22 protein-coding genes are annotated in these 26,595 nt (G+C 49.1%); 12 read left to right on the forward strand and 10 right to left on the reverse strand.

Translation table 11 applies throughout. The features are described from left to right. Positions 1–5 precede the first annotated feature (5 nt). Positions 6–2,228: a DNA helicase II gene (uvrD, locus tag EHS89_RS11400; RefSeq protein ID WP_124926289.1), complete on the forward strand. Its 2,223-nt coding sequence runs from the start codon at positions 6–8 to the stop codon at positions 2,226–2,228. 64 nt (positions 2,229–2,292) lie between these two features. Here uvrD and EHS89_RS11405 read toward each other — a convergent pair whose 3' ends face one another. Further along, complete coding sequence (locus EHS89_RS11405) at positions 2,293–2,691, reverse strand: acyl-CoA thioesterase (RefSeq protein WP_124926290.1); 399 nt, start codon at positions 2,689–2,691, stop codon at positions 2,293–2,295. Positions 2,692–2,923: 232 nt separating this feature from the next. Here EHS89_RS11405 and EHS89_RS11410 point away from each other — a divergent pair, with 232 nt between their 5' ends. The 5 genes from EHS89_RS11410 to phoU all read left to right on the forward strand — a co-directional run bounded on the left by EHS89_RS11410 (position 2,924) and on the right by phoU (position 9,816). Next, positions 2,924–3,895 (forward strand): PstS family phosphate ABC transporter substrate-binding protein, encoded by a 972-nt coding sequence (locus EHS89_RS11410; RefSeq protein ID WP_124926291.1) that lies wholly within the window; start codon positions 2,924–2,926, stop codon positions 3,893–3,895. Positions 3,896–4,052: 157 nt separating this feature from the next. Further along, positions 4,053–6,329: an ABC transporter permease subunit gene (locus EHS89_RS11415; protein ID WP_124926292.1), complete on the forward strand. Its 2,277-nt coding sequence runs from the start codon at positions 4,053–4,055 to the stop codon at positions 6,327–6,329. A gap of 108 nt (positions 6,330–6,437) precedes the next feature. Continuing rightward, positions 6,438–8,123 carry a phosphate ABC transporter permease PstA gene (gene pstA / locus EHS89_RS11420; protein WP_124926293.1) on the forward strand — a complete coding sequence of 562 codons (1,686 nt, stop codon included), beginning with the start codon at positions 6,438–6,440 and terminating at the stop codon, positions 8,121–8,123. A 107-nt stretch (positions 8,124–8,230) separates the two neighbouring features. Then, on the forward strand, positions 8,231–9,064 hold the full coding sequence (pstB, locus tag EHS89_RS11425) for a phosphate ABC transporter ATP-binding protein PstB (protein ID WP_124926294.1): 834 nt from the start codon (positions 8,231–8,233) through the stop codon (positions 9,062–9,064). Between the two features lie 17 nt (positions 9,065–9,081). Continuing rightward, positions 9,082–9,816, forward strand: a complete 735-nt coding sequence (gene phoU / locus EHS89_RS11430) for a phosphate signaling complex protein PhoU (protein ID WP_124926295.1) — start codon at positions 9,082–9,084, stop codon at positions 9,814–9,816. Positions 9,817–9,886: 70 nt separating this feature from the next. Here the strand turns inward: phoU and EHS89_RS11435 are convergent, their stop codons facing one another. After that, positions 9,887–10,171: a hypothetical protein gene (locus EHS89_RS11435; protein WP_124926296.1), complete on the reverse strand. Its 285-nt coding sequence runs from the start codon at positions 10,169–10,171 to the stop codon at positions 9,887–9,889. 235 nt (positions 10,172–10,406) lie between these two features. On the opposite strand from EHS89_RS11435, the gene EHS89_RS11440 reads away from it, so the two are divergent. Further along, the gene (locus EHS89_RS11440) at positions 10,407–11,936 is read left to right on the forward strand and encodes a diguanylate cyclase (RefSeq protein ID WP_124926297.1); all 1,530 of its coding nucleotides are present in this window, start codon (positions 10,407–10,409) and stop codon (positions 11,934–11,936) included. Positions 11,937–12,219: 283 nt separating this feature from the next. Here EHS89_RS11440 and EHS89_RS11445 read toward each other — a convergent pair whose 3' ends face one another. After that, entirely contained in the window at positions 12,220–12,783 is a 564-nt protein-coding gene (locus tag EHS89_RS11445) for a DUF1415 domain-containing protein (RefSeq protein WP_124926298.1), read from the reverse strand. A gap of 113 nt (positions 12,784–12,896) precedes the next feature. On the opposite strand from EHS89_RS11445, the gene EHS89_RS11450 reads away from it, so the two are divergent. The 4 genes from EHS89_RS11450 (at position 12,897) to phoR (ending at position 16,544) form a co-directional block, all read left to right on the forward strand. Then, a complete protein-coding gene (locus tag EHS89_RS11450) occupies positions 12,897–13,463 on the forward strand; it encodes a chorismate--pyruvate lyase family protein (RefSeq protein ID WP_170167485.1) in 567 nt (188 codons plus the stop codon). Next, positions 13,463–14,353: a 4-hydroxybenzoate octaprenyltransferase gene (ubiA, locus tag EHS89_RS11455; protein ID WP_124926300.1), complete on the forward strand. Its 891-nt coding sequence runs from the start codon at positions 13,463–13,465 to the stop codon at positions 14,351–14,353. The genes EHS89_RS11450 and ubiA overlap by 1 nt, the downstream gene beginning before the upstream one ends. Before the next feature lie 172 nt (positions 14,354–14,525). Further along, positions 14,526–15,218, forward strand: coding sequence for a phosphate regulon transcriptional regulator PhoB (phoB, locus tag EHS89_RS11460; RefSeq protein WP_124926517.1), 693 nt, complete (start codon positions 14,526–14,528; stop codon positions 15,216–15,218). A gap of 9 nt (positions 15,219–15,227) precedes the next feature. Further along, entirely contained in the window at positions 15,228–16,544 is a 1,317-nt protein-coding gene (gene phoR / locus EHS89_RS11465) for a phosphate regulon sensor histidine kinase PhoR (RefSeq protein WP_124926301.1), read from the forward strand. Positions 16,545–16,630: 86 nt separating this feature from the next. On the opposite strand, the gene cysZ is transcribed toward phoR, so the two are convergent. Further along, positions 16,631–17,437 carry a sulfate transporter CysZ gene (cysZ, locus tag EHS89_RS11470; RefSeq protein WP_124926302.1) on the reverse strand — a complete coding sequence of 269 codons (807 nt, stop codon included), beginning with the start codon at positions 17,435–17,437 and terminating at the stop codon, positions 16,631–16,633. A 66-nt stretch (positions 17,438–17,503) separates the two neighbouring features. Beyond that, positions 17,504–17,728: a hypothetical protein gene (locus EHS89_RS11475; RefSeq protein ID WP_124926303.1), complete on the reverse strand. Its 225-nt coding sequence runs from the start codon at positions 17,726–17,728 to the stop codon at positions 17,504–17,506. A 143-nt stretch (positions 17,729–17,871) separates the two neighbouring features. On the opposite strand from EHS89_RS11475, the gene EHS89_RS11480 reads away from it, so the two are divergent. Then, a complete protein-coding gene (locus tag EHS89_RS11480) occupies positions 17,872–18,810 on the forward strand; it encodes an NADP-dependent oxidoreductase (RefSeq protein WP_124926304.1) in 939 nt (312 codons plus the stop codon). Between the two features lie 10 nt (positions 18,811–18,820). Here EHS89_RS11480 and EHS89_RS11485 read toward each other — a convergent pair whose 3' ends face one another. From EHS89_RS11485 to EHS89_RS11505, 5 genes are all read right to left on the reverse strand, one after another. Continuing rightward, the gene (locus tag EHS89_RS11485) at positions 18,821–19,633 is read right to left on the reverse strand and encodes a hypothetical protein (RefSeq protein ID WP_124926305.1); all 813 of its coding nucleotides are present in this window, start codon (positions 19,631–19,633) and stop codon (positions 18,821–18,823) included. 15 nt (positions 19,634–19,648) lie between these two features. Continuing rightward, positions 19,649–23,446 carry a hybrid sensor histidine kinase/response regulator gene (locus EHS89_RS11490; RefSeq protein WP_229753559.1) on the reverse strand — a complete coding sequence of 1,266 codons (3,798 nt, stop codon included), beginning with the start codon at positions 23,444–23,446 and terminating at the stop codon, positions 19,649–19,651. A 38-nt stretch (positions 23,447–23,484) separates the two neighbouring features. Beyond that, entirely contained in the window at positions 23,485–25,629 is a 2,145-nt protein-coding gene (locus EHS89_RS11495; protein WP_124926306.1) for a methyl-accepting chemotaxis protein, read from the reverse strand. 68 nt (positions 25,630–25,697) lie between these two features. After that, positions 25,698–26,204, reverse strand: coding sequence for a chemotaxis protein CheW (locus EHS89_RS11500; RefSeq protein ID WP_124926307.1), 507 nt, complete (start codon positions 26,202–26,204; stop codon positions 25,698–25,700). 10 nt (positions 26,205–26,214) lie between these two features. Then, positions 26,215–26,577: a response regulator gene (locus EHS89_RS11505; RefSeq protein ID WP_124926308.1), complete on the reverse strand. Its 363-nt coding sequence runs from the start codon at positions 26,575–26,577 to the stop codon at positions 26,215–26,217. Between the last annotated feature and the right edge of the window lie 18 nt (positions 26,578–26,595).

Consider the following 26,595-nt stretch of genomic DNA (forward strand, 5'->3'; position numbering starts at 1 on the left):
CCATTATGGACGTCTCCCACCTTCTCGATTCACTCAATGAACCTCAACGTGAAGCGGTTTCTGCGCCGGTTTGTAACATGCTGGTGTTGGCCGGTGCAGGTTCCGGTAAGACCCGGGTACTGGTACACCGGATCGCCTGGCTGGTCCAGACTGAAGGGCTGTCGCCTTACTCCATTATGGCGGTGACCTTTACCAACAAAGCCGCTAAAGAGATGCGTGGTCGGATCGAAGAGCTGATGGGTATTAATCCCAGCGGCATGTGGGTAGGCACCTTTCACGGTCTGGCTCACCGGATACTCCGCGCACACTGGCGTGATGCCGGGCTGGTGGAAAATTTCCAGATCATGGATTCCGACGATCAGCTACGTCTGGTCAAACGCTTAGGCAAAGAGATGAATCTGGATGACAGCCGCTGGCCGGCCCGTCAGTTTCAGTGGTATATCAACGCCCAGAAAGACGAAGGCCTGCGGGCCCGCCATATTGACCCTGGAGGCGACCCATACGCCCAGATGATGGTAAACATGTATCAGGCCTACGAAGATGCCTGTGACCGGGGCGGCATGGTCGATTTTGGTGAACTACTACTGCGCTCTCTTGAACTGTTAAGAGACCATAACCCTCATCTGCTGGAGCACTATCAGGAGCGCTTCCGCTACATTCTGGTTGACGAGTTTCAGGATACCAACTCGATTCAATATGCCTGGCTCAAACTTCTCTGTCAGCCTCTGGACCCGCGCAAGCCAATCCCGGAAAAGCTGATGGCGGTAGGCGATGACGACCAGTCTATCTACGGCTGGCGTGGCGCTAAAATCGAAAATATTCAGCGCTTTAGTGATGACTATGTCGCAACCAAAGTGGTCAAGCTGGAACAAAACTACCGCTCCACTAACACCATTCTGCAAGCAGCCAACGGTGTTATTCAGAACAATCAGGGGCGACTGGGTAAAGAACTGCGTACCGATCAGCCCGATGGTGAACAGATCTCCCTCTACGCCGCATTTAACGAACAGGATGAGTCCCGCTTTATTGTTGATCAGATAGATAGCTGGGTACAGCAGGGCAATTTGCGTAGTGAGTCGGCTATTCTGTATCGCTCCAATGCACAGTCACGGGTACTTGAGGAGGCGCTGATCAGAGCCGGTATGCCTTATCGTATCTACGGCGGCCAACGCTTCTACGACCGCCTGGAAATTAAAAATGCCCTGGCCTATCTGCGTCTGATCAGCAATCGTGAAGACGATACTGCTATGGAGCGGGTGATTAACGTGCCGACTCGGGGCGTTGGCGGAAAGACTCTGGAAGAAGTTCGCCTGCATGCCCGTACCGAAGGGGTTTCTATGTGGCGTGCTGCAAATGAAGTGATCGAACTCGGTAAGCTCACCGCTCGGGCAGCCAATGCACTGCAAGCCTTTATCGATCTGGTAAACCAGATGGATCAGGGTACTGAAGGCACTGACCTTCATGAACAAACCGAACATGCGATTAAAACATCAGGACTGATCGACCACCATCTGAAAGAAAAAGGTGAAAAGGGTCAGGCCAGAGTCGAAAACCTTGAGGAACTGGTCAGCGCTGCCCGACAGTATCTGTCAACCTGGGAGCCTGAAAAAGAGGAAAACCAGAACACCACACTACTGGCAGCATTTCTGGATCAGGCGGCACTGGATGCTGGCGAAGCACAGGCCGATGAGCACCAGGACAGCGTACAACTGATGACGCTACACTCAGCAAAAGGACTGGAATTCCCACTGGTATTTCTGGGGGGCATGGAGGAAGGCCTGTTTCCTCACAGCATGTCGATAGAGGAACCGGGGCGCTTAGAAGAGGAGCGTCGCCTCTGCTATGTCGGCATCACCCGGGCGATGCAAAAGCTATTTATCACTTATGCAGAGTCCCGTCGTTTACACGGTAATGAAAGCTTTAACCGACCATCCCGGTTTATACGGGAGATACCTGATCAGTGTATGGAAGAAGTCCGTCTCAATGCTTCCGTGAGCAGACCGGTAACCGCTCGGCAGCCAGTATCTAAGTCACCGATGTTCGGCGGCAATGAAGTGCCCGATACTCAAATAGTGCTGGGACAGCGGGTATCTCACTCGATTTTTGGTGAAGGTATTGTGATTAATTACGAGGGTCAGGGCCCTAAAGCCCGGGTACAGGTTAACTTTGATTTTGAGGGTAGCAAGTGGCTGGTAGTCGGCTACGCTAATCTTCAACCTCTAGGATAATCACCGGCTTAAAACAAAAAAGGCAGATCTATGATCTGCCTTTTTTCTGACCTGTTTCAGGTTTTTACTGACCAAAATCCAGCGCACGAATATGGCCGTGGCCGTCGATAGCCACCTGCACACATTCGGTTTCAGTGACTTTACGCAGGTCGCGACCATCCGGACAACAACCCCAGACTTCAACCTTAATACGTAGCGAGCTGGTGCCCTGCTCGATTACCCGGGTATAAAAACTGAGCAGAGTGCCTTCCAGCACTGGAGCCATAAAGCTCATTGCACCAATAGAAACAGTAGCAACACGGCCTTCAGCTTCCTCAGCGGCACGAATTTCCGCCGCCAATACAGCCTGAGACGCAACCCAGCCCCCATATACATCACCAAACATGTTAGCCGCTGCACCGGCAGCAGGACCACGCAGGCTTAATTCGCCCTCTGGCTTTATCAGTTTGTCATCGGTTTTCATATTTACTTCCGTTACCGGATCAATTTAGGCAGCCGATATTCTACTACCAACCCCCAGTCATTAGTCTAGTTAAAAACCCGCCCTGTCGAAAATTTTGTTGCTTATCAGAGATAACAACAATAAAAACTTGATGGCTGTCACATAGCTGTCACACAAGCCTCTTATATTACTCCCCATCAAATAAAGATTTTAAGAAATCAAAGTATTCAACTCATACGCCCTGGAGCTTGTAATGAAACCAATGAAGAAAATTATTGCTGCGGTTGCCATGACAGCAACCTGCCTGACTGCATCCGCCTCTGATCTGCTGGACGCAAACCTGCCAACTTACCAGAAAGCCTCTGGTGTATCCGGCAACCTGTCCTCTGTTGGCTCTGATACTCTGGCTAACCTGATGACCCTGTGGGCTGAAGAGTTTAAACGTAACTACCCAAACGTTAACGTTCAGATTCAGGCGGCAGGCTCTTCAACTGCACCACCAGCACTGACTGAAGGCACCGCTAATATGGGCCCTATGTCCCGTAAGATGAAAGATAAAGAGCTGGAAGCGTTCGAAAGAAAATTCGGTTACAAGCCAACCCCTGTCGCAGTAGCGATTGACGCTCTGGCAGTCTTTGTAAACAAAGACAATGCAATTACCGGCCTGACGATTCCTCAGGTTGACGCAATTTTCTCTTCTACCCGCAAATGCGGACAAGCGAAAGAAACAACCAAGTGGGGTGATGTTGGCGCTAGCGGCTCTCTGGCATCTCAGGGCTTTCAGATCTTTGGTCGTAACTCTGTATCCGGCACATACGGTTACTTCAAGAAAAAAGCGTTATGCAAGGGCGACTTCCGTAACAATGTAAATGAGCAGCCTGGTTCAGCATCTGTTGTTCAGTCTGTCTCTACGTCGCTTAACGGCATCGGTTACTCTGGTATCGGTTACCAAACCTCTTCAGTACGTGCCCTGCCACTAACTAAGAAAGAAGGTACTCCATTCGTTGAAGCGACACCAGCAAACGCACTGAACGGTTCTTACCCACTGGCTCGTGCCTTGTACGTATATGTAAACAAGAAGCCCGGCCAGGAGCTTGCACCACTGGACCGTGAATTCCTGAAGATGGTTATGTCTAAAGTAGGTCAGGAAGTTGTGGTAAAGGATGGTTATATCCCACTGCCCGCTACACTGGTTGAAAAACAGATGGCTGCACTAGGTCTGTAAAAATTTCAGATATCAAAACCAGAATCATAATGATCTGAAACAAAAAAGAGCCCTACGGGGCTCTTTTTTATAGCCGCATTATTACAGCCCTGTAACATTTCTGTCATCAATTGCGTTTATCTTATCGTCATAACTTTTATCATTGTAGAAATCTGTCATGAACATTGAAAACAGCTCCGCTATTCCTGAACTGGATTTCGATACCGCTGCGGCTCGCCGTAGTCGAAAATTCCGGGCCATGAGAGATAAAATAGCTACGGTAGGCATCGGTCTGGGTGGTGTCAGCGTTATCATCGCAATCCTGCTGATATTTTTCTATCTGCTCTATGAAGTGCTGCCCATGTTTCGCTCTGCCGACGTTAGCGCCTGGCAGCATAATGAAAAAGTCGTCGAGCCTTATGCCGTTCCCGGGTCAGGCAAGACCTTGTATCTGGCAATGGAAGAGCAGGCTGAGATCGGCCTGCGGGTTACCGATCTGGGAGAGCTGGTATTCTTTAGCACCCTCACCGGTCAGCCGTTGCAAAGCACACAGATACCTCTGCCCGCCGACACCACTATTTCCAGCTTCGCTCTGGCATCAGAGAACAGCCGGATGTTTGCGCTGGGACTGAGTAATGGCCAGGCGCTGGTATTCAAACATGATTACAAATCCACTTACCCTGAAGGTAAGCGGGTTATTCTGCCAGCCATCAGCTACCCACTGGGCGAAGAGCCCATGGATGTCGCTTCAGTCGCCCTTGATCAACTTACCTTTGCCGGCAGCGAAGGCAGCTTTGCCCTGATCGGGGGTAATCAGAGCACAATGCAGGCGACCTTTATTTCGCAAAATGAAAATTTGTTTACCGGCGAAACTGAACAGGAATTGAGTTCAACCTCGCTACCTGATCTGGGTCTGGATATACAGAAAATGCTGCTTATGCCCGATCAGAGCTGGTTACTGGTCGCCGGTGAAAACGGCAAAATGGCCGTTGTTAATCTACAAAATCAGAACCACCCGGTCATTACTCAGGTGCTGGATGCATCAAGCACCCCGATAACGACTTTTGACCTGCTACTAGGCGGAAACGCTCTATTGATCGGTAATGAAGCAGGTCAGGTTGCACAGTGGTTTCTGGTGCGAAATGAAAAATTAGAATGGACCATGACCAAGATCCGTGAATTTGAAACGGGTCAGGCTGCCATTACTGATCTGGCAATAGAACATCGTCGGAAAGGCTTCGCCACCATCGACAAGGCTGGCGAGCTGCGAATTTATAATACGACAGCTAACGCTAACGTTCTGGCTGAAAGAGTCGCTCAGGCCAACGCTTCAATGATCGCCCTGGCGCCGCGTGCTAACGCCATACTGATTGAAGAAGCGGGTATGTTAACCCTATTGCACATTGATAATGAGCATCCGGAAGTTTCCTGGAGCGCGCTTTGGGGAGAAGTCTGGTACGAGGGCCACGAACAGCCTAAGTACATCTGGCAATCTTCTGCTGCTAACAATGACTTCGAACCTAAATACAGCCTTATGCCTCTGGCATTCGGTACCCTGAAGGCCGCCTTCTATGCCATGTTGCTGGCAACGCCTTTGGCGATCTGTGGTGCAATCTATACCGCTTACTTTATGGTGCCGGCTCTACGTCGCAAGGTAAAACCAGTTATCGAACTGATGGAAGCACTACCCACTGTAATTCTGGGTTTTCTGGCCGGTTTATGGCTGGCGCCGTTTATGGAAGAAAACCTGCCGGGTATCTTTGTAACCTTGCTGCTATTGCCTTTGTCAGTACTTGGCTTTGCCTTCGTTTGGGCGCAGATGCCAAAACAGATCCGTTGGCTGATTCCCGATGGCTGGGATTCTATTCTGTTGATTCCGGTGATTATTCTGGCGACCTGGTTCAGCATTTTCATCAGCCCGGCAATAGAGCTGGTTCTGTTTGATGGCAATATGCGTAGCTGGCTGACTAATGACCTGGGGATCGCTTACGATCAGCGCAATGCGTTGGTCATCGGTATCGCCATGGGCTTTGCTGTCATCCCTACCATCTTTTCCATCACTGAGGATGCAATCTTCGCAGTACCTAAGCATCTGAGTTTCGGCTCCCTGGCACTGGGCGCAACACCATGGCAGACCCTGACCCGCGTCGTTCTGCCAACCGCAAGTCCGGGTATATTCTCTGCGGTAATGATCGGTATGGGCCGGGCTGTAGGTGAAACTATGATCGTACTAATGGCGACCGGTAATACACCGATCATGGATATTAATATTTTCGAAGGGATGCGTACCCTGGCAGCCAACATCGCGGTTGAGATGCCTGAGTCCGAAGTGGGTAGTACACACTACCGTATCCTGTTTTTAGCTGCCTTTGTGCTGTTTATGTTTACCTTTGTGGTAAACACCCTAGCGGAAGTAATCCGTCAACGGCTGCGCAAAAAGTACGGTTCACTTTAAGTTGATTAATGATTATTCAAACAATCAAAATGGAAAGCATCCGACTCACAGTGAGCTGCGCAAGAAGTACGGCTCCCTTTAACATGAGTTGTTGAGGATATACTGATTATGAACATCTCAGTACGTGAATGGTTTAAATCCGGTTCCCCATGGGTATGGATGAATGCAGGGGCAGTTGCCATTTGTATGATTATGGTTATTGGTCTGCTGGGCCTGATCGCCATTCGAGGCCTGAGCCATTTTTGGCCGGCTGACATTATCCAGGGACAATACACCCAGGACGGCGAAACCGTTCTGGTCGGTGAAATTGTCGAAACCAATGAAGTGCTGACTAAGCAGCTGATCGAAGCCGGTATAAAAATACCGACAACGGATGAGTTCTCAACTCGCTATCTGATCAAAATAGGTAACCGTGATGTTAACGGCTCCGACTTCACCTGGGCATTGGAACATTACCTGAGTGATCGCCAGACACCGGAAATGCTGTTTAATGCGGAGCGCCGTGAGTGGGGTAACCTGTACGGCTACCTGCGTTCGGTAAAACAGTCCGGTGAGGAAGTTGGCCGTTATGATGGTTACGATAAATCGGCCGAGTATCTGGCCCTCTGGGATGACCTTGAGCTACGTATCGAACGCGCACTGGACATTCGTGAAGATATTCTTGAGATTGAAAAACATGAGATCGGTGAAATTAACCATGAACTGGAACGACTACGCCTCAAAGAACGTAGTTTGCAGCTTAAAGATTTAACCGACCCTGCACTATACGAAACCATTAATCAGCGCCGTAAAGAGCTGGACACAGCGTATCAGGGGTTACAGCAACGTTTGCTGGATCTGTATGCTGAGATTAACCGGGACTCAATTACAGCAGAAGTCGCCACCGGTCAGCAGGTCGAAATTCAGATATCCAAGATAGTCCGGGCTTTCAGACCGAATGATATGGGTATACTGCAGAAAACTGGTCATTACTTCGCCAAACTATGGGAGTTCGTCAGCGAGGATCCCCGTGAAGCCAATACCGAGGGCGGTATTTTCCCGGCGATCTTTGGTACGGTAATGATGGTTATCCTGATGTCTATTCTGGTCACCCCATTTGGTGTAGTTGCGGCAGTTTACCTACGTGAATATGCCAAACAGGGTTTCATCACCCGGGTCATTCGCATTGCAGTAAACAACCTGGCCGGTGTCCCTTCGATCGTATACGGTGTATTTGGTCTGGGCTTCTTTGTCTACTTCCTGGGCGGAAATATCGATGATCTGTTCTTCCCTGAAGCAAAGCCCGCTCCCACTTTTGGAACACCTGGCTTAATGTGGGCATCACTGACTCTCGCATTGCTAACCGTACCGGTCGTTATCGTCGCGACGGAGGAAGGCCTGAGCCGTATTCCCCGTTCGGTCCGTGAAGGTAGCCTGGCTCTGGGTGCAACTAAGTTTGAAACCCTGATGAAAGTTGTACTGCCGATGGCTAGCCCGGCAATGATGACCGGTGTCATTCTGGCTATTGCCCGCGCCGCCGGCGAAGTTGCTCCCTTGATGCTGGTCGGTGTCGTTAAGCTGGCACCAAGCCTGCCTCTGGATGGTAACTATCCATTTATTCATCTGGATCAGAAATTTATGCACCTGGGCTTTCACATCTACGATGTGGGTTTCCAGAGTCCGAACGTTGAAGCAGCACGCCCGCTGGTCTATGCCACCGCCATGCTGTTGGTTATCGTTATCGCCCTGCTGAACTTGTCAGCCATTGCGATTCGAAACCATTTGCGAGAAAAATATAAAGCGCTGGAAATGTAAGCAATGAAGGCACCTGTCTTCACTACGCCATGGCGATGCGATAGCCATCGCCTGGTAAAATATATAACGCGCTTTAGATGTAAGCCGAATACTTAATAGGTTAGATAATGACTATGGAAGCTAAATCCCACGCAATCGATATCTCTTCGATGCAGCGCCAGCACCAGAGCCTGCGTCTGGAAGATGAAACTATCGCCCTGACAGTACGCGATCTAGAACTCTATTACGGTGACAAACGTGCCCTGCACGGGGTCAACATGGACATCCCCAAAAACCGGGTGACCGCATTCATCGGGCCTTCGGGTTGCGGTAAGTCCACCCTGTTACGCTGCTTTAACCGCATGAATGATCTGGTCGATAGTTGCAAAATAGAAGGCCAGATGAGCCTCTATGGTGAGAATATCTATGAGCGCGGTGTCGACGTTGCTGACCTGCGTCGTCGCGTTGGCATGGTATTTCAGAAGCCCAACCCGTTTCCAAAAAGCATCTATGAAAATGTTGCTTATGGCTTACGTATTCAGGGCATTAAAAAGAAACGCGTGATCGATGAAACGGTCGAGTGGGCGCTAAAATCTGCCGCACTCTGGGACGAAGTTAAAGATCGCTTGCATGAAAGTGCGTTAGGCATGTCTGGTGGTCAGCAGCAACGTCTGGTTATTGCTCGCACCATTGCGGTAAAGCCTGAAGTACTGCTACTGGATGAGCCAGCTTCAGCACTGGATCCCATCTCAACACTGAAGATCGAGGAACTGATTCACGAGTTGAAGAAAGATTTCACTATCGTCATTGTTACCCATAACATGCAACAGGCGGCACGGGTTTCAGATTACACTGCCTTTATGTATATGGGTGATCTGATTGAATTTGGTGTAACAGATAACCTTTTCACAAACCCGGAAAAGAAACAAACTGAAGACTACATTACCGGTCGTTACGGTTAAGCAGCGGAGTATACACAGTGAGTTACGAATCAGAGCACCACAACACACACATCTCCCAGAGCTTCAACGAAGAGCTGGAGCAGATCCGTACCGAACTACTAACCATGGGCGGTGTCGTTGAGCGCCAGCTGAGCGATGCGGTTAACGCGCTGGTCGGCGGAGATACAGATCAGGCAGAACAGGCGCTTAAAATTGACTCTGTCATCAACGATATGGAGCTGATGATTGATGAACAATGCACCCTGATCATTGCGCGTCGCCAACCTGCCGCAGCCGATCTGCGACTGATCATCTCAGTCAGCAAAGCTACTAACGACCTTGAGCGAATCGGCGATGAAACCAGCCGTATTTGTCGCTATGCGATGGAGCTGGCGAGTGAAGGTAAAAATATGCAGGGCTATCAGGAAGTCCGTCATATCGGCAACCTGGTACGGGATATGTTGAAAGACGGCCTGACCGCATTTGCCCGTAGTGATGCAGAGCTGGCTTATAAAGTTGCTAAACAGGACAAAGAAGTAGACTCGGAGTATCGCACCGCTATGCGTTCTCTGATGACCTATATGATGGAAGATCCACGCCATATATCCAGCGTAATGAATGTTATCTGGGTACTACGAAGCCTTGAGCGTATCGGTGATCATGCCCGTAACCTGGCCGAGCACCTGATCTATCTGGTAAGTGGCACCGATGTGCGCCACAGTAGCCTGAAAGAGATTAAAAAGACGGTGAAACGTGTTGAGGAAAGACAATAAACCCGGCCTTTCACCACAGGATAAATAAAAAAGGCAGCCACAGGCTGCCTTTTCAAATTCTCTATCCGGCTTAGCCGATATCCCGCACCTGCAGAATAATCTTACCGTTATCTTTTGGCTGCGCTTTCAACTCAATACCCTGATCCTGATAACGGCCGGTATTTTTCAGCCCTTCCATCACTTCCTCAGGAATAGCACCACCACACCAGCCCGGTACCATCTGTTTCATATAAAGCAGAAATGCGGCATCGATTTCCCACAGATCCCCTTTCATGTCACATACCGCTTCACCAGTTTTATCACCTGCTCTGCGCCCATGCTTTCCCGGCGTTTTCCCTCTGCGCTCTGCTAACACACTTCCACCATCTGATCTGTACTAAGTTCCTGCGTACAACATTGACCGCACTCCCGAGACGACAAAAACTGCGCTGTTTTGTCGCTGCTAGCGATTCTATCCTAACTAACAAGAGTGTTGTAGTACGTTTTTTTTGATTTACATGTGCAGCTAAAGAATTCCAACTTAAGTAAAAACCCTGACCAGCCGATAGATCAGCTATAATCTATATAAATCAGTGAATTAAGGTCCTAAAATGGCAGATTACATTGTATATGGAGATCTGAACTGCCCATTCAGTTACACCCTCTATGAAATACTCTGCAGTCAGAACTTACTGCATAAAGTCGAGTGGCGACTGGTAGAACACACATCAGAGGTGGGCTCGTATCTTGGATCTGCCGAAAGTATGGCCGACCTGGCCAGTGATATTTTCAGTATTCGCAACCGGGCTCCTGATATAGCTATCTCGCTGCCCCTTGAACGTGGTGACAGTTTTTTCCCCTCTTTATGCGCGATCGCAACACAGCTGATTGATCCGGATAAGGCAACGACTTTCCTGCGTAGTTTGTATAAGGCATTGTGGATTGAGGGCAAAGATATCGCCAACCCATCGGTCATTTTCCACTGCCTGGAGGAAGCTGATCTACCAACAGAACTTGAAACGGATGGTATCTGCGAAGAGACACTAACCCGCTGGCAAACCGAATGGGAACGAGGCAACTTTGGTCTGCGCACGCCCGCTCTTGTCGCTGCTGACGGCCGGAATCTGGTTGGCTTACTTAATCCCGAATCCGTGTTTAGCTTTCTCCAAGGGGAAGATGTAACCCCCGTTGATATGAACAGCGGCTCCCGCTATCAGGAAAGGATGACCATCGCTATTTTTGGCGGTGATCAGGTTGCTGACCTGTGGGGCGTACTCTCTTCTCTGCGTGATGAAAGCAACATACTACTGCCACAGTCACAACCGGCCCTGCAGGAACTGCTGCTATCCGATGAACGCTGCCCGGACCTGGTGTTACTGCATAACGATGGCCTACAGGATAATTTAGCCGATCTGTGCCGGCAGATGTCTCATATAACGCGGGAAAAACAGGTACCGCTTGCGGTGATTGGTCAACCGATCAGCGATGGTGAAGAAGCAGGACTATATGATGTAGGCGTGGCCGATTACCTATTACAGGCCCGTGAGCCGGCCATCATTCAGGCCCGTATCAATCTCCTGTTACAACTAAAGCGTTCTCATGATCTGTTAGCGCGAGCGGCCAGTATCGATACACTGACCCAGGTATTTAATCGCCGGGAATTTGAGCGAAGCTTTGAAATAGAGTGGCGACGGGGTCAGCGTTCCAGACTTCCTTTATCGGTTATTCTGCTAGATATCGACCACTTCAAAGCATTTAACGACAAAAAAGGCCATCTTAACGGCGACAATTGTTTGCGCAGAATTGCATTAGCGGTCAAGGAATCAGCCCGTCGGGCTCAGGATATCGTCAGTCGCTACGGCGGAGAGGAGTTCTGCCTGTTACTGCCGGAAACAGACCTTGCCGGCGCTCAGGTGCTATCTGAAAATATTCGTAAGCGGATCAATGACCTTAATATTCGTCACTGTCCGAGCTTTAAAGATCAGCCTGTCACGGTTAGCCTGGGTATATCCTCTGTTGTGCCCAGCCATAAAGGGTTATCACCACGGCAACTGCTTGAACAGGCAGATACCGCGTTATATAAAGCTAAAGACAACGGTCGAAACCGAACTGAGATATTCAGCACTGAAACTCAGCAATAATCAGCAAGTGGCGGGAACCACTTGATAAGTCCCTCCCGCCCCAGTTTTCACAAGAGTGCCATATTACATTCCTGAATTTATCTCAGATCTTTATAGTGAACCGGAACATGGCTCGTCTGAATTATCATGCAGCCATTCAGCAATAGTCTGCTAGTGGCGGAAACCGTTTAATAAGCCCTTCCCGCCCCAGTTTTCACAAGAGTGCCATATTACATTCCTGAACCTTTCTCAGATCTTTATAGTGAACCGGAACATGGCTCGTACTGAGTTTTCATTCAGCCATTCAGCAATAGTCTGCTAGTGGCGGAAACCGTTTAATAAGCCCTTCCCGCCCCAGTTTTCGCAGTAACGCCATATTACGTTCTGGGATCTGTTCCGGATCTTTATAGCTTGCCAGCGCACGGCTCATTTGGGCTTCACGAATAATATGAAAGGTTGGCCAGGGTGAACGGTTAGTCCAGTGACTCAGATCCTGTTCATCCACTCCGCCAAACAGATACTGAGGGTGAAAACTGGCCAGCTGTAAAATACCGCTCAGGCCGGCTTGCTCCAGCAACTCCTCAAAATAAGCCAGCTGATCAAGATAGTCATAAAAGTCTTCCAGCCCTCGGGGTACGATGAACAATGTCGTAGCAATATCCTGTTCATCGGCGTTCAACAGCCTGTCGACCTCAGCCAAAAAAAGTGCCGCCTGCTTTTCGGTATCGGATTCTTCAATCACGCTATAGCGCAAACTATTATCCTTGACGACCGGTGCTGCAAAGGGGCAAAGGTTAAGACCAACCACCATTGCTTCTACCCATTGCCGGGAAATTTGTTCGACCTGCTCAACTGAATATTTTTGCATTACCCTTCACCGCTCTCCTTCACCACCAGGCCTTCATAAACCCTGATCTGAAACCAATACATTTGACGGTAGCTAGGGTACTATACGGCCAGTTTTTATGCTGAGAAATTGTTGTGCCAATCCCTGCTGCTCTGAATCAAAATAGCTTTGACGTCCGCTGGTATACCTTGCGCCGCCCCGCTTCGCCCGATGCACCGGCTTGCTGGCGAAAATGGTTATTAGACAGTGGCTCACTGACTCAGCGTCTGATCCAGGCCAGCAAAGGCGACTTCCGGGTTGAAGTCGTACGTCAGCTATGGGGTCGTCCGACCCGCTCAGAAGCCAGAGAGCTGGGCATACCGCACCGTCAGATGGCGTTAATCCGCGAAGTTCAGTTGATTGGCAATGGTCAACCCTGGGTCTTTGCCCGTACCATCATTCCCGCATCCACGCTTACCGGCAAACAACGTGAACTTAACTACCTGGGGAGTCGTTCACTCGGCACTGTCTTATTTAAAGATCCCACTATGCAACGGGGTGCCCTTCAGATTAGTAAGCTCCGATTGCTCAGTGGCGAAACCGTATGGGCGCGCCGCTCCCGGTTTCTCCTGTCGGGCAAGCCGTTACTGGTGGCCGAGGTTTTCCTGCCAGCGCTGCAAAAGGTAAACTATCTGAACAACGGAATAACGGAATCTCAGTAATGCAATCGACAACACCAGAATCCCGCTCACCCTGGCAGTTAAAGCTTCAGGCTTGTGGGCAGCTAATGCGGGTGGAAAAACCGATAGGCACCTATCTGGTACTCTGGCCGACGCTATGGGCGCTCTGGATTGCTGCTGAAGGTATACCAGATTTAGACCTGTTACTGATTTTCTGTCTCGGCACTTTCCTGATGCGTTCTGCCGGCTGCGTGATCAATGACTATGCCGATCGCAAGATTGATGGCCACGTAAAACGCACAGCACAACGCCCTATTCCCGCAGGCCTGATAAGCGCCAAAGAAGCCCTTTATCTGTTTTCTGGATTGTTGATCCTGGCTTTTATTCTGGTTCTGTTCACCAACCAGATGACTGTATTGATGTCGTTTGGTGCTGTTGCCCTCGCTACCTGCTACCCCTTCATGAAGCGCTATACTCATCTGCCACAGGTGGTATTAGGTATGGCGTTTGCCTGGGCGATTCCTATGGCCTTCACTGCAACGCTCAATAGTATTCCGAATCAGGTCTGGCTACTGTATATCGCCACCGTGCTCTGGACCGTTGCTTACGACACCATGTATGCCATGGTCGATCGTGACGATGATCTGAAAATCGGTGTTAAATCCACCGCAGTGCTGTTCGGTGATATGGACAAAGTCATTATCGGCATTCTACAGCTACTGACATTGTCTATATTTGCTCTGCTGGCAGTGCAACTGGGACTCTCACTCTGGTTTTATATGGGTATTCTGATGATGGGTGGTTTTTTTGTTTATCAGCAATACCTGATCCGGGATCGTCAACGGGATGCCTGTTTCAAAGCTTTCCTTAACAATCATTACGCCGGTATGGCCCTGTTTATAAGCTTATTTCTTCACTATCTGACCCTTTGATCTTAAATACTCTTGCACGATCAATGGTTCTGTCATATTCCTGTAACAGTTTCATAATCTAATATGATCGTCTGAGGAATTTGCGAACACGTCGATTTAAGACCCACGGAGAAAGTCTGGGGGTTTATTCGCAGCTTCCCTAATTTATCGAATCAATGAGGAAAAGGTCATGATGTCGGGTAAACGGGTTCTGATTGTTGATGATGAGGCACCTATTCGGGAAATGATCGCAGTGGCACTGGAAATGGCCGGCTATGAATGTCAGGAAGCAGACTCTGCTCAGGCAGCCCACCCAATGATCATTGATAATCAACCAGATATGATTTTGCTGGACTGGATGATGCCAGGTACCAGCGGTATCGAATTTGCCCGTCGCTTGCGCAAAGATGAAACGACCGCAGATATTCCGATCATCATGCTCACCGCTAAAGCCGATGAAGATAATAAAATTCAAGGGCTTGAAACCGGTATCGATGACTACATCACCAAACCATTCTCACCACGGGAACTTGTTGCCAGACTAAAAACCGTATTGCGTCGGGCAACACCTAAAGGCATTGAAGAACCGATTACTATTGATAGTCTGACGCTGGACCCTGTCTCTCACCGGGTCAGCTCTGAGCTGAAGCCTCTGGAGCTGGGGCCGACAGAGTTCCGCCTGCTACAGTTTTTCATGACCCATCAGGACCGGGCTTACAGCCGTAGTCAGTTGCTTGATCTGGTATGGGGCGGTAACGTATACGTTGAAGAGCGTACAGTTGATGTGCACATTCGCCGTCTTCGTAAAGCGCTTGGTGAACGACATGATTATCTTATTCAGACTGTACGCGGTACCGGTTATCGTTTTTCATCACAGGTTGCCTGAGCCAGAGTTATGTATAACACCAGCCATTCGATAGCAAGCAACCTGCTGCTGACAGTGGTCGTTGCACTACTGTTCGGCCTGATCATTGGCTATCCCGGCTGGACTCTGTCCCTTGCTCTGCTGGGCTGGGCGCTGTATCAGGTTAAACAGTTTAATCGACTACAACAGTGGTTGATGAGCAGTAAACCCGATGATGTACCTGAAGGTGAGGGACACTGGGGGGAACTCTTTGATGAGATATCCCGCGATCAGAAGCGCCAACAGCAACGCAGCCAGACTCTCCGTAATGTTATCCACCGGTTTCGACAATCATCTGCGGCACTGAGCGATGCCATCGTTATTATTAATGGCCAAAGCTACCTCGAATGGTGGAACCGGGCGGCGGAACAACTTCTGGGGATGAAAGTTCAGACCGATCGCGGTCGTTCAGTTATCAACCTGTTACGTGATCCCCGGTTTGTCCGGTATTACCATAAAGGCAATTACGAAGACCCTCTGCAGCTGGCCTCACCTCTGGATAACAATGTGATTCTGGAATATCGAATCACCCGATTCGGTGCCGGCGATCGTATTTTAGTGGCACGTGATATCACTCGACTAAAACAACTTGAGCAGACCCGGCAGGATTTTGTCGCCAACGCCTCTCACGAGCTACGTACACCACTTACCGTTATTCGCGGCTACCTAGAGACCTTTCTTGACCAGAACCTGCCACGACCTCTTCAGCGCGGCCTGAGTCAGATGGAAAATCAGTCCCGTCGGATGGAAAACCTGGTCTCAGACCTGCTCCTGTTATCCCGACTCGAAGCCAGCAGCCATCTCTCAGATGAGTTACCGGTACCGGTACATTCAATTATTGGCCGCATTCGTGAAGATGCTTTAGTGCTGGGCCAGGAAAAACAGCAGCAGATTCAGTTAGAGCTGGAACCGGAAAACACCTTATTAGGCCAGGAAGCTGAAGTTTACAGCGCTTTTTCAAATCTGGTATTTAATGCGGTTCGCTATACTCAGGCCGGAGGTAACATCAAGATACGCTGGTGGACCGATAAGCAAGGCGCTCACTTTTCGGTTAAGGATAACGGCCCGGGTATCGATAGTCTCCACCTGCCCCGGTTACAGGAACGGTTCTACCGGGTTGACGAAAGCCGCTCATCCGATAGTGGTGGTACCGGTTTGGGGCTGGCCATAGTAAAGCATGTGATGCTGCGCCACGGCGGTAAGCTATCGATTAAAAGCCAGCCAGGCAAAGGAAGCACCTTTACCTGCCACTTCCCCCTAGAGCTGATGGCTTCAGTTACCCGACCAGAGGAAACAGAAGAAGAGTAGCCCTACTCACTGAAGATTAATCATAAAAAAGCACCGCTAAATAGCGGTGCTTTTTTATTGAGTGTCCAGAACAGCTTTAAGCAGGATTATTTGGATTCAAGCCTATCGGGACTCTCTGATGAATCAATGGCTGGATTTATCACTATTTCACCCTGATCGTTGGCATATTCTTCAACCCAGAAGATAGTCGCCCCGACAACAGCAGCAGGCATCACCAATAGGTTTACCAATGGAATCATCATACCGATTGAAACCAGTCCACCGAAGCCTACCGAAGTCATACGGCGCTCCTTGAGCGACTGTTTCATATCTTTAAAACTAACCTTGTTATTATCCATAGGATAATCACAGTACTGAATCGCCATCATCCAGCAACCGAACAAGAACAGTAAGAACGGTGCAATCCATCCTAATACAGGGATAAACGCCAGAACCATTAAAAACAATAAGCGGGGCAGGTAATACAGAAGTTTAGATACTTCCCGGGCGACGGTGCGTGGAATCAAAGCCAGAATCTCTTTCCATCCACTGTCAGTAATAGTGACGCCTCTTAAACGCTGCTCCACTTTTTCCGACAATATCCCGTTGAAAGGTGCCGCTATAATATTCGCTACCACACTGAAACTGTAATACACCGCTATAACCACCAATATGGCGACCATCGGCCAGAGGATATAGCGCAGGAACTGTAACCAGTCCCAGTCCGGCAGAATTGAGCTAAGCAGATAATCGATCCAAACGCCCATCTGATCAAATAACAGCCAGATAGCGCCGCTAAACAGAAACATATTGATCAACAATGGTACCAACACAAAGTGCCGTATACCTTTCTCAGGTAACATGGACAGCCCGCGCAGAAAAAAGCCTGCACCGCGCAATGGATTTCCTTTCATATTTTCCTCAGTAAAACAGTAACCAGGGAGCCTGCGGACAAGCCCTAAACGCCTTTTGTGGGCTCCTTAAGCGACAAAGTGATTGTAGAAACGCAGTAGTACTGCAACCACCATCATCGACAAACCCACCCGGTTTATCAAAAATTCACGTTTGGTAAATTCTATAGTCGACTGCCAGAACACCAGAATCGATTTAATATCCCTGGTACGGACAACATAGAGCACCAAAGACACAACAAATACACTCAAACCAGCCAGCATCAATAGCTGTTCAGCAATTACCAGAAACATCGCAAAGCTTCCATCAGTTCATATTCAGGTGACTAAGAGTATCAGAAATAGCCTGCATAAGTGGCTGGTTTAGCCTATAACTTTATGTGAATATGCAGTCCTATTTCTGTTTTTCAAGTACTCACACTGCAGCGGAGTTAATTATGAAAGCGATCTCGATACACCAGTTTGGCGAACTTGATGAGCTAGTTTATGGTGATCAGCCTAAACCTCAGCTTAATACCGGTGATGTGTTAATTCGTACGACTGCTGCCGGGGTCAATCCAATCGACTGGAAAACCTGTTCCGGCGGCGGTGCCAGCGGTTTTATCAATGAGATGCCATTTATTCCGGGCTGGGAGTTTTCAGGTGTCATTGAAGATGCCGGCGACACCCAACTCAGCACCGGTAAACCGGTGTTTGGTATGATCCGATTTCCCCAACCGGCAGGCTGCTACGCTGAATATATCGCAGCGCCCGCTGATCAGATAGCACTATTGCCTGACGCAATAGATCTTGAAATAGCCGGTGGCTTACCGACTGCCAGCCTTACCGCCTGGCAAGCCCTGTTTGACAAGGCCGACCTGCAATCTGGCCAGCAGGTGCTGGTGCTCGGTGCTGCGGGTGGCGTAGGCCACCTGGCAGTACAAATAGCAAAATGGGCTGGAGCCCATGTTTCTGGTACTGCTTCACGGCGTAATCATGAATTCCTGGCTGAACTGGGTTGTGATCATATCTATGATTACCACAGTGAAAACGTTACCGATTACGTCAGCAATGTTGATGTTGTAATCGATTGTATCGGTGGTGAAACCGGTATTGAGGCTCTGTCTTGTCTCAAACCTGATGGCGTTCTGGTAACCCTGCCATCCGTTACGAAAGAGCAGGTTATCCACGCAGGAGAAGCTCAGCGACGACGTGTAGAGCCCATTCTTTGCGTATCCTCGGCAGAGCAGCTAAGTAAAATCGCCGAACTGGTAGCTGATGATAAATTAAGATTACATATGACCGAAACTTTCCCCATTGCCCGGGCAGCAGAAGCACTGGAACAGAGCCGTAGTGGCCATGTCTGCGGCAAACTGGTACTGACTTTCGATCATTAGATTTAGCTAACTATTGATCCAGACTGCGGGCTAATACCAGATATTCGGCCTGCAGTTCATCGACCTTTTTCAGCATATTGACAGCCGATCGATCCACCAGCCCGGGTAGAAAAGTATCCTGACTTGCAGTTGCTGTAGCCTGGGTTCGTTCCAATTGACGCTGTAATGACTTCAGATTATGTCCAATCAGCGGCGTATTTTCCCCGACTGATTCCAGGGCCTGCAAGGTATCACTAAACTGACTGTATACCTGCTTGTAGGAGGGCTCCGCTTCGGCTCTGAAGCCCCAGGCCATCATGCCGTACAGGGCTGATAGCCGATGACATAATAACGCCTGTTGTCCGGCAAAATTGAGCATAGGTGTAACCCTGCTCAAATTTGCCGTCGCCATCGCATTCAACACCTCATCCGCTTGTATCAACAGACTTTCATTAGCGGCATATAACGCCAATAAATGTTGTTTAGAGGGTGTCTGTTTATAATGCACCTCGACCTGCTGCCAGCGTTGCGCCATGATTGCCAGTTGCTGTCGCACCTGAGTATCGGTAATGAAGCGGTCAAGTAACTGTTGCTGTTGATTAAAATCTGCCATCGCCTGAATAAGCGCTTTATCGGCTTTACGTGATCGCACACCTAAGCCGGATAGCACATAGTTTTTCAGCATAGCCTGGCTCAGGCTGCGCTGTTCTGTCGCGATATAAACCGCTTCAGCTGCGCTATTGATTGCGTCATTAACAGCGTTGGTAGCCATCACCGCCCGAGAGCCACCTATCGTTATCAATAGCAGGCTAAGAAGCGAAATTTTTATTATTATTTTACTCATTTAATACTGTCTTAATCAGGCAATTGAAGGTTCGGGCTGTAACAAGGTACTGACTTGATCCAGCAACATATTTTCAGTCCATGGTTTAGTCAGGAAAGAAGAGACCCCGGCGTTCAGCGCTTCATTCCGATGTCTGTCAGTGGTTCTGGAAGTAATCATCAAGACCGGGATATCCTGCATCTCCTCTCGCCCCCTCATCATGCTGGTGAGCTCCATTCCCGACATACGTGGCATCTCAAGATCCGTTAGCACCATATCCGGGCGTTGTTTACGGATCTGATTCATTGCATCCAGACCATCAATAGCGGTGCTGACTTCATAGCCTGTATCCCGCAGTAAAACCGACAAAGAACTTCGTGCACTCAGTGAATCATCAACAACTAACAGCTTTGGCAGCTCATGTTCAGGCGCAATTTCCCGGGGCACAGACAGATTACTCTGACCGATAGATTTATAGCGAATACGGGCAGGCAGATCGATAACCGCCGCCGTATCACCATTTGCCAGAATAGTCAGGCCCGGTATACCCGGGATATCCGGCAAGTAATCACCCATCTGCTTAAATGCTAATTCCCGGTGGGCAATCACCTCCCGAACCATCACCGCAACCCGCTCCCCCTGCCCCAGATTAATCAGCAGCACAGGATGTACCTGCCCCTGTTCATACTGATAACCCGGTTCACTTAATAACGATTCGAGGGCATAAGCGGGATATTGCTCTCCCTGATAATCAAACAACAGCCCCTGATCAGTATTAAGCAACTGACCATCGAGCGAAATAATACTCTGTTCAAGGCCGTGACTGGCTAACGCATAAATCTGCTTGCCCACCCGAACCAGCAAGGTTTTAATCATTAGCGAACTGGAAGGCATCGACAATTCCAGGGTGGTGCCAGTGCCGGTTTCAGAACGAATATTCAACATACCCTGAAGTCGCATAATCTGTTGATGCACAACATCCATACCGATACCCCGGCCGGATAACTGACTGATCTCATTACGGGTCGAGAAACCAGGGATCAGGATTAGCCTTTCAATCTCTTGCTGTCCAAGCTGAGCATTAGCTTCAATAAGGCCTTTCTGAATAGCTATCTGGCGTACTTTACCGGTATTGATACCTGCGCCATCATCACTACAGGTAACCCGAATCAGATCATTATCCAGGATGAATCTGAGCCTGATCTGACCCTGTTCCGGCTTACCTGATTGTTGTCGTTGTTGAGGACTTTCCAATCCATGGTCAATCGCATTCCGAATAATATGCATCAACGGATCAGCTAACTGATTGAGGATATTACTGTCGATTCGGGTATGTTCGCCTTCCAGCAGCAGTTCAGCCTGTTTACCTGTACTTCTACACGCCTGACGAAGCACCCGCTGTAAGCGACTTGAGATAGACTTCACTTCGACTAGTCGGGTACTGAGTACCCGATCCAGAGTTTCTTTCTGTATACCTGACTGCGCCAGATGCAACTCACTCGTACGACGGATATGTCGCTCCATCGACTGCTCAACTTCCTGAATATCAGCAGCCGCTTCCTGTAAGCGGGATAAACTGGTGTGCATCTCGTTATAGCGATCCATCTCTAGCGGATCAAAGCTATCATCTTCATGTTGCAGCTCGGGCTGGAGTGTAAACTGCTCATTCAACTGTTGCTCCAGCTCAAACAGAACCCGCTGTAATGCCCGCTGCCGGTCCCGACTAAGGCGGGTATAACTGCGCAGCTGGGTAATCTCTTCATCCAACTGTGTATTCAGGGTGGTACCTTCACCGGCCAGTCGCAATAAATTATCCAGTATCGGCTGAGCCACTCTGAACGTTGTCTGCTCAAGTAATTTTTGTTCCGTAGATTTTTTTCCGTTTAGCTCTTTTTCCGGCTGATCAAACGCGGGAAGATCCTCAGGTATCGGGAGGGGAGCCACTGTAGCGGTGTTATCTAAAGATCCGCTATCCAGGCCCTCACTTCGCAGCCTGTAATGCCAGTCCATTAACCGTTGCAACATTTCCTGAGCACTATCCGGCGCACTCTGTTGAAGCACAACCGCCTCGCACATTATGGCGATAGTATCGGTTATTGCTATCAGGTCATTGCGGAGATCGGTGCCGGGCAGCTGTTCTGCTTCCGTATACAGCTCAAGAATATCTTCCAACCGGTGCGTCAGGTTGGCAATACCCACAATACCCGCCATATTAGCGAGTCCTTTAATGGTGTGAGCCGCCCGTTGCGCTTCCCGTAGAGAAGCACTATTCAGAGCCGATCTGCTCTGTAGTTGTTCAGATAATATTTCTGATAGCTGCGGCAGTTCATTAAACAGCATTTCCAACAATTGTGGATCGATATCATCGGCAACCTGTAGCTCAACATCCTGACTAGCTGCTTGTTCCTGCACTAATAAATCAGGTGACTTAAGGCTAGCAAGCGCTAACAAACCGGCCAGAAAACTGATCTGTTCTTCGCTGGCTGATGCCGGCAGATCTGCAACCTCAAGCAGATCTAACACTGCCTGCTGCGCTTTAACATCGGTAATATCTTTCAGATAGCCGTTCAGTTCCGCCAGCAGATTAGCTATCAGCAGCTGTAGCCTTGGCTGTAGTTGATCAGGAAAATCTTGTAACCAACAAATATTGTTCTGTAGCCCTTTCACAACAAATCCGGCGCCCAGCAGATGCAGACTATCCATCGCCCGGACTATAGGTGTCATCTGTTGCAGACTGGCGTTACATAACTGATCAATATCCGACAGATCCTGACACCAAAGATCCTGCAGCTGTTGTAGCTCGTTGGTCAGCATAGCCAATACTTCTGGCTCTAGTTCAGGTCCCGGCTGTTCCAGCAACGTTAAATCAACAGGACAAAACGCTGGTACTTCAGCTGGCGTAGCTGTCGTAAAAGAGTCCGTTGTTTTATCGGTTTCAACTTCAGAAATTGCATCAGAAATAACGACAGGATTGTCATCACAACTGTTACGCTCAATCTGCCTGTAATCACAGTTCTGCGACGCAAGCTGCTGCAGATCTGGTAGCAGTATTTCAGCCAGAAACGCCCGGTCATCACCGGGTAATGGTGATTGCCAACAAGGCTCGCTCATCAGGCTCAATAACCTGTCAGCATCTTCTGGCTTGAAAGAGCTCAGTAAAATGAGCAACGGCTGGTGCAAAGCATTCAGAGACTCTCCACCCTCTTCCGTTTCCCAGATCTCTGCCAGTAGAGCGAAAAGGTCCGCAAAACCTGACAGATCTTCTTCACCAGCCTGATCCATTAACTGATGCAGGGCATCCACTACATCGGCAGGCTTACCATTGATCACCTCACGCAACGCCGACAAGTATGGACTTACCGGAGGAGACAACGCGGTTTCCACCGTATCTGCTTCAACCTTAGTCTCTTTTATTGCACAGCCTTCCAACCCGCCTGATAACGTCTGAAGTTTGTTACAGTCCAACTCGAGTAACTCTGCCAGAAACTCACAGTCCTCTTCTGCCAGGGGTTCAGGCCAGTGGCTATCGCTCAGGCAAGCCAGTAGATACTGCCAGACACCCGGGGCTGGCGAACTGATCATATCCTGTAGCGCTTTATGAAAATCGATCAACAGCAGCGTTGGTGCGGCTTCATCTTCAATCTGGTCCAGTTGTTCCAGCTGCTCAGAAAACAACGCCAGACTATCAGCTAAACCCATTAGCTCAAGATCGCTATACTGATCAATCAATGGCTGTAGAGCCGATATAAGCGGTTCAGCATCTGGCTGATTATCAATTTGTTCTTGTAGCAGCGCCAGAAAAGGCTCTGCTACAACAATACTGTCTGGCTTCATGCTATCTGCCTGTTCGATGTAAGTACTGAAGTGACTATTCAGGATACGGCCGGTTGGGCCAGTTTAAATACACTCACCGAACGTTGCAGATCCTGCGCAGCATTTACCAGTTCATCAGAGAGTTCAGCCTGCTGTTGCATCTCTTTGTTGGTTGCTAAGGTTGTTTCATCGATTTTACCGGCACGCTCACGCAGATCTTTAGCTACCCGGGCCTGACGTGCAGAGTTCTGTGCAATACGAACGACCGATTCAACCAGTGTCTGAGTAGTAACACGGGTTTCATCCATACGTTCACCCGCTTCTTCAGCCAGTCGGGTACCCTCGACTACATCGGTAATTACCGTATTCATAACGTTAATCGTATCAGCGGTTTCTAGCTGAATATTATTCACTAACGACTCAATCTCGGAGGTCGCTTCGCGGGAGTTTTCAGCTAAACGCTGTACCTCATCTACCACCACCATCAGACCACGACCTGCCTCACCAGCGGAAGCCGCGTGCATACTCGCGTTCAGTGACAGAAGGTGTGTACGTTCCGAAATATTATTAATCAGGCTGACAATACCGCCGATCTCCTGAGAACGTTCGCCCAAGCGTTTAATTCGTTTTTCGGCCTCATGAATGGTTTGACGGACTTTGTTAATACTGTTGATTGTTTGAGATACGGAGTCCATCGCCGTTTCTGAGGTTTTAATCGCTTTCTGGGAAGCGTTATTAGACAGCACCGCCAGCTTCGAAATCAGTTCCATCGCTTTAATTGCAGAATCCAGGCCCTGCAATGTCTCGATGATCTCTTCCTGTTCACGGCTGGCGTAGTTAAGTACCGTTTCAGACTGCGATCGCACCTGTAAAGAAGCACTGTTAACCCGCCCGGAAACGGCATTAACATCATGCAATACCGATTCAATCGACGATGCCAGCTGATTGATCGAGTCGGCGATGGCACCGGTTACATCTTCCGCCACAGGCACGCGCACCGTCAGGTCACGCTGACTGATAAGGAATACGTTCTGAATCAATTCAATTATCGAGCGGTTGAGTTTACTGTTCTCTTCCTCTTTGATTGTTAGCGCCTGCTCTTTCTCGTCCAGCAAGCTATCCAGTACCGCGCCCAGCTGACCTAACTCATCTTTAGATTCAAGATGGCTACGGGCTTCAACATCGCCTTCACGTACGCTGTCTACCGTCGCCTGCAACCGGGTCACCGGATCGATTACCATATATTTTACAATCGAAAGCGCGACGGCCAGGGCGACAATCATCAAGCCCATCGAGATAAAGAAGTAAGTCACCATATCCAGGGTTTCATCGGCCTGAATGGTTTCATTTTGTTGTTTATAGATATCAGCCAGAGCCGTTACCTGCATGATGCGGGGATCAAGTTCCGAGATAATGGTCTGCAGTTGATCATACTGTGATGTACTGTGATCAACGGCCTCGGCAAGCTGACCAAACAACACATCCGCTTCAGCCATATTTTCCAACACAGCAACCCGGTTCTGTGGAAACTTATCGACGTTAATGGCCTGTAGCTGATTAGTCATCACCAAAATCTGCTTAGCCACTTTTTCTCGCGTCAGCGTACGACCACCACTGGCAATATACTCCGCCAGACTCCCCTGTAACGTATCAAACTGGCTCCGCAGCCAGTCTCGCTTGATCCATACAATCATCGCATCACTGGCCCACATCAGTTTATTCAGCTCGCCAGACAAACCCGTATCAGAAGTCAGACCCGCCGCAATTGCAGACTCTGAGGCGTCATAAAAAGTATCCTGATAGCTATCTACAACCGTTTGAAACTGCTCTACCAACGCCTGATCTTGCTGAGTTCGCAGATATTGCTTCATCTGCTGAATATCGCTATCAACCTGCGCCATCGTTTCATTAAACAGGGTCAGCTGACCCATATTTTTATCGACCTGAAAACTCTTCTCATGGTAACGGGCCTGGGCAATATTGGACTGAATATTACTCACCAATAGCAGGAAACCGTTGAGGTTCTGTGCACGTTTCTGAGCCTGCTCTTCAATAGCGATAGTCTGATAGTACGACACCGCCATAAAGACCAGTCCCATCACCAGTAGAGCGCCGGCAATGGCAAACTTGAAGGGCATACGGATATTACGGAATTCCCAGATATGCCGGTCATTGATCGTTTTCATCTGCCAGAATGAGCTCATTCTTTTTTCCCTATTATGGTGTGACTACTGAGTGTGAATGATTAAAGTTTAAAAGATAAATCCGGTACTCAGACCGGGGGCTGTGCATTGATATCAATAAAGCGCTGTTTCTGAGCCGTAAAGAACGCCCGGTGATCCAGCTCAAACCAGACCCCGTTCTGATGCCGATACTGACCACTGCTGATCCCCTGAAGCAGGTTCAGCTCAGGCTGCCTTTCATGCTCGTCTAACAAAACAGGGTCGGTAACCCCTTGCGGAGGTTCAGCCAGTAATAATCCTGCAACGGTGGGTTGCTCATCTAACAGTAGCAACCAACCTTTACTGTAGGTAACAGGCTCAAGTCCAAGACAGGCTGCCAGATCAAACACAGGCACGGCATCACCACGGTGATTGATAAAGCCGGCAAACCAGTCAGGTGTATCCGGAATAGAACAAAGATGACCGATTTTAATCAGCTCTGCACGGGTCTGAGCCTGCAATAGCAACTGCAAGAACCCCACGTTAAAACCATGCCGGAGATCATATGTTTCAGCCGTTTCAACGATTGTCTCTGAATCAGGGATACGCTCCACCATCACAGCGCCCTCACAAAAACTGATTAACCTGCTTAAGCAGATCCTGATCAGTAAAAGGCTTTGAAATCATCGCCTTGGCACCCTGTAACTGCGCCCATACTTTATCCGCTTCCTGGTTCTTGCTAGACACAATCACGACGGGGATCGCTTTAGTTTCTGCAGCAGTGGTGATCTGACGGCAGGCAGCAAAACCATCGACTTCAGGCATAACCACATCCATCAGAATCAGGTCCGGCATCTCTTGACGGGCTTTGTCCACACCCTGCTGACCATTTGCCGCGAGAATTACCGTTGCATCAACTTCACCAAGCAGATTACAGATGTGCTTTTGTTGTACCGGGTCATCATCTACGACAAGGATTTTCTTACTCATTACTACTCCATTTTTAAA

This window comes from Amphritea balenae (assembly GCF_003858655.1).
Classification (GTDB): domain Bacteria; phylum Pseudomonadota; class Gammaproteobacteria; order Pseudomonadales; family Balneatricaceae; genus Amphritea; species Amphritea balenae.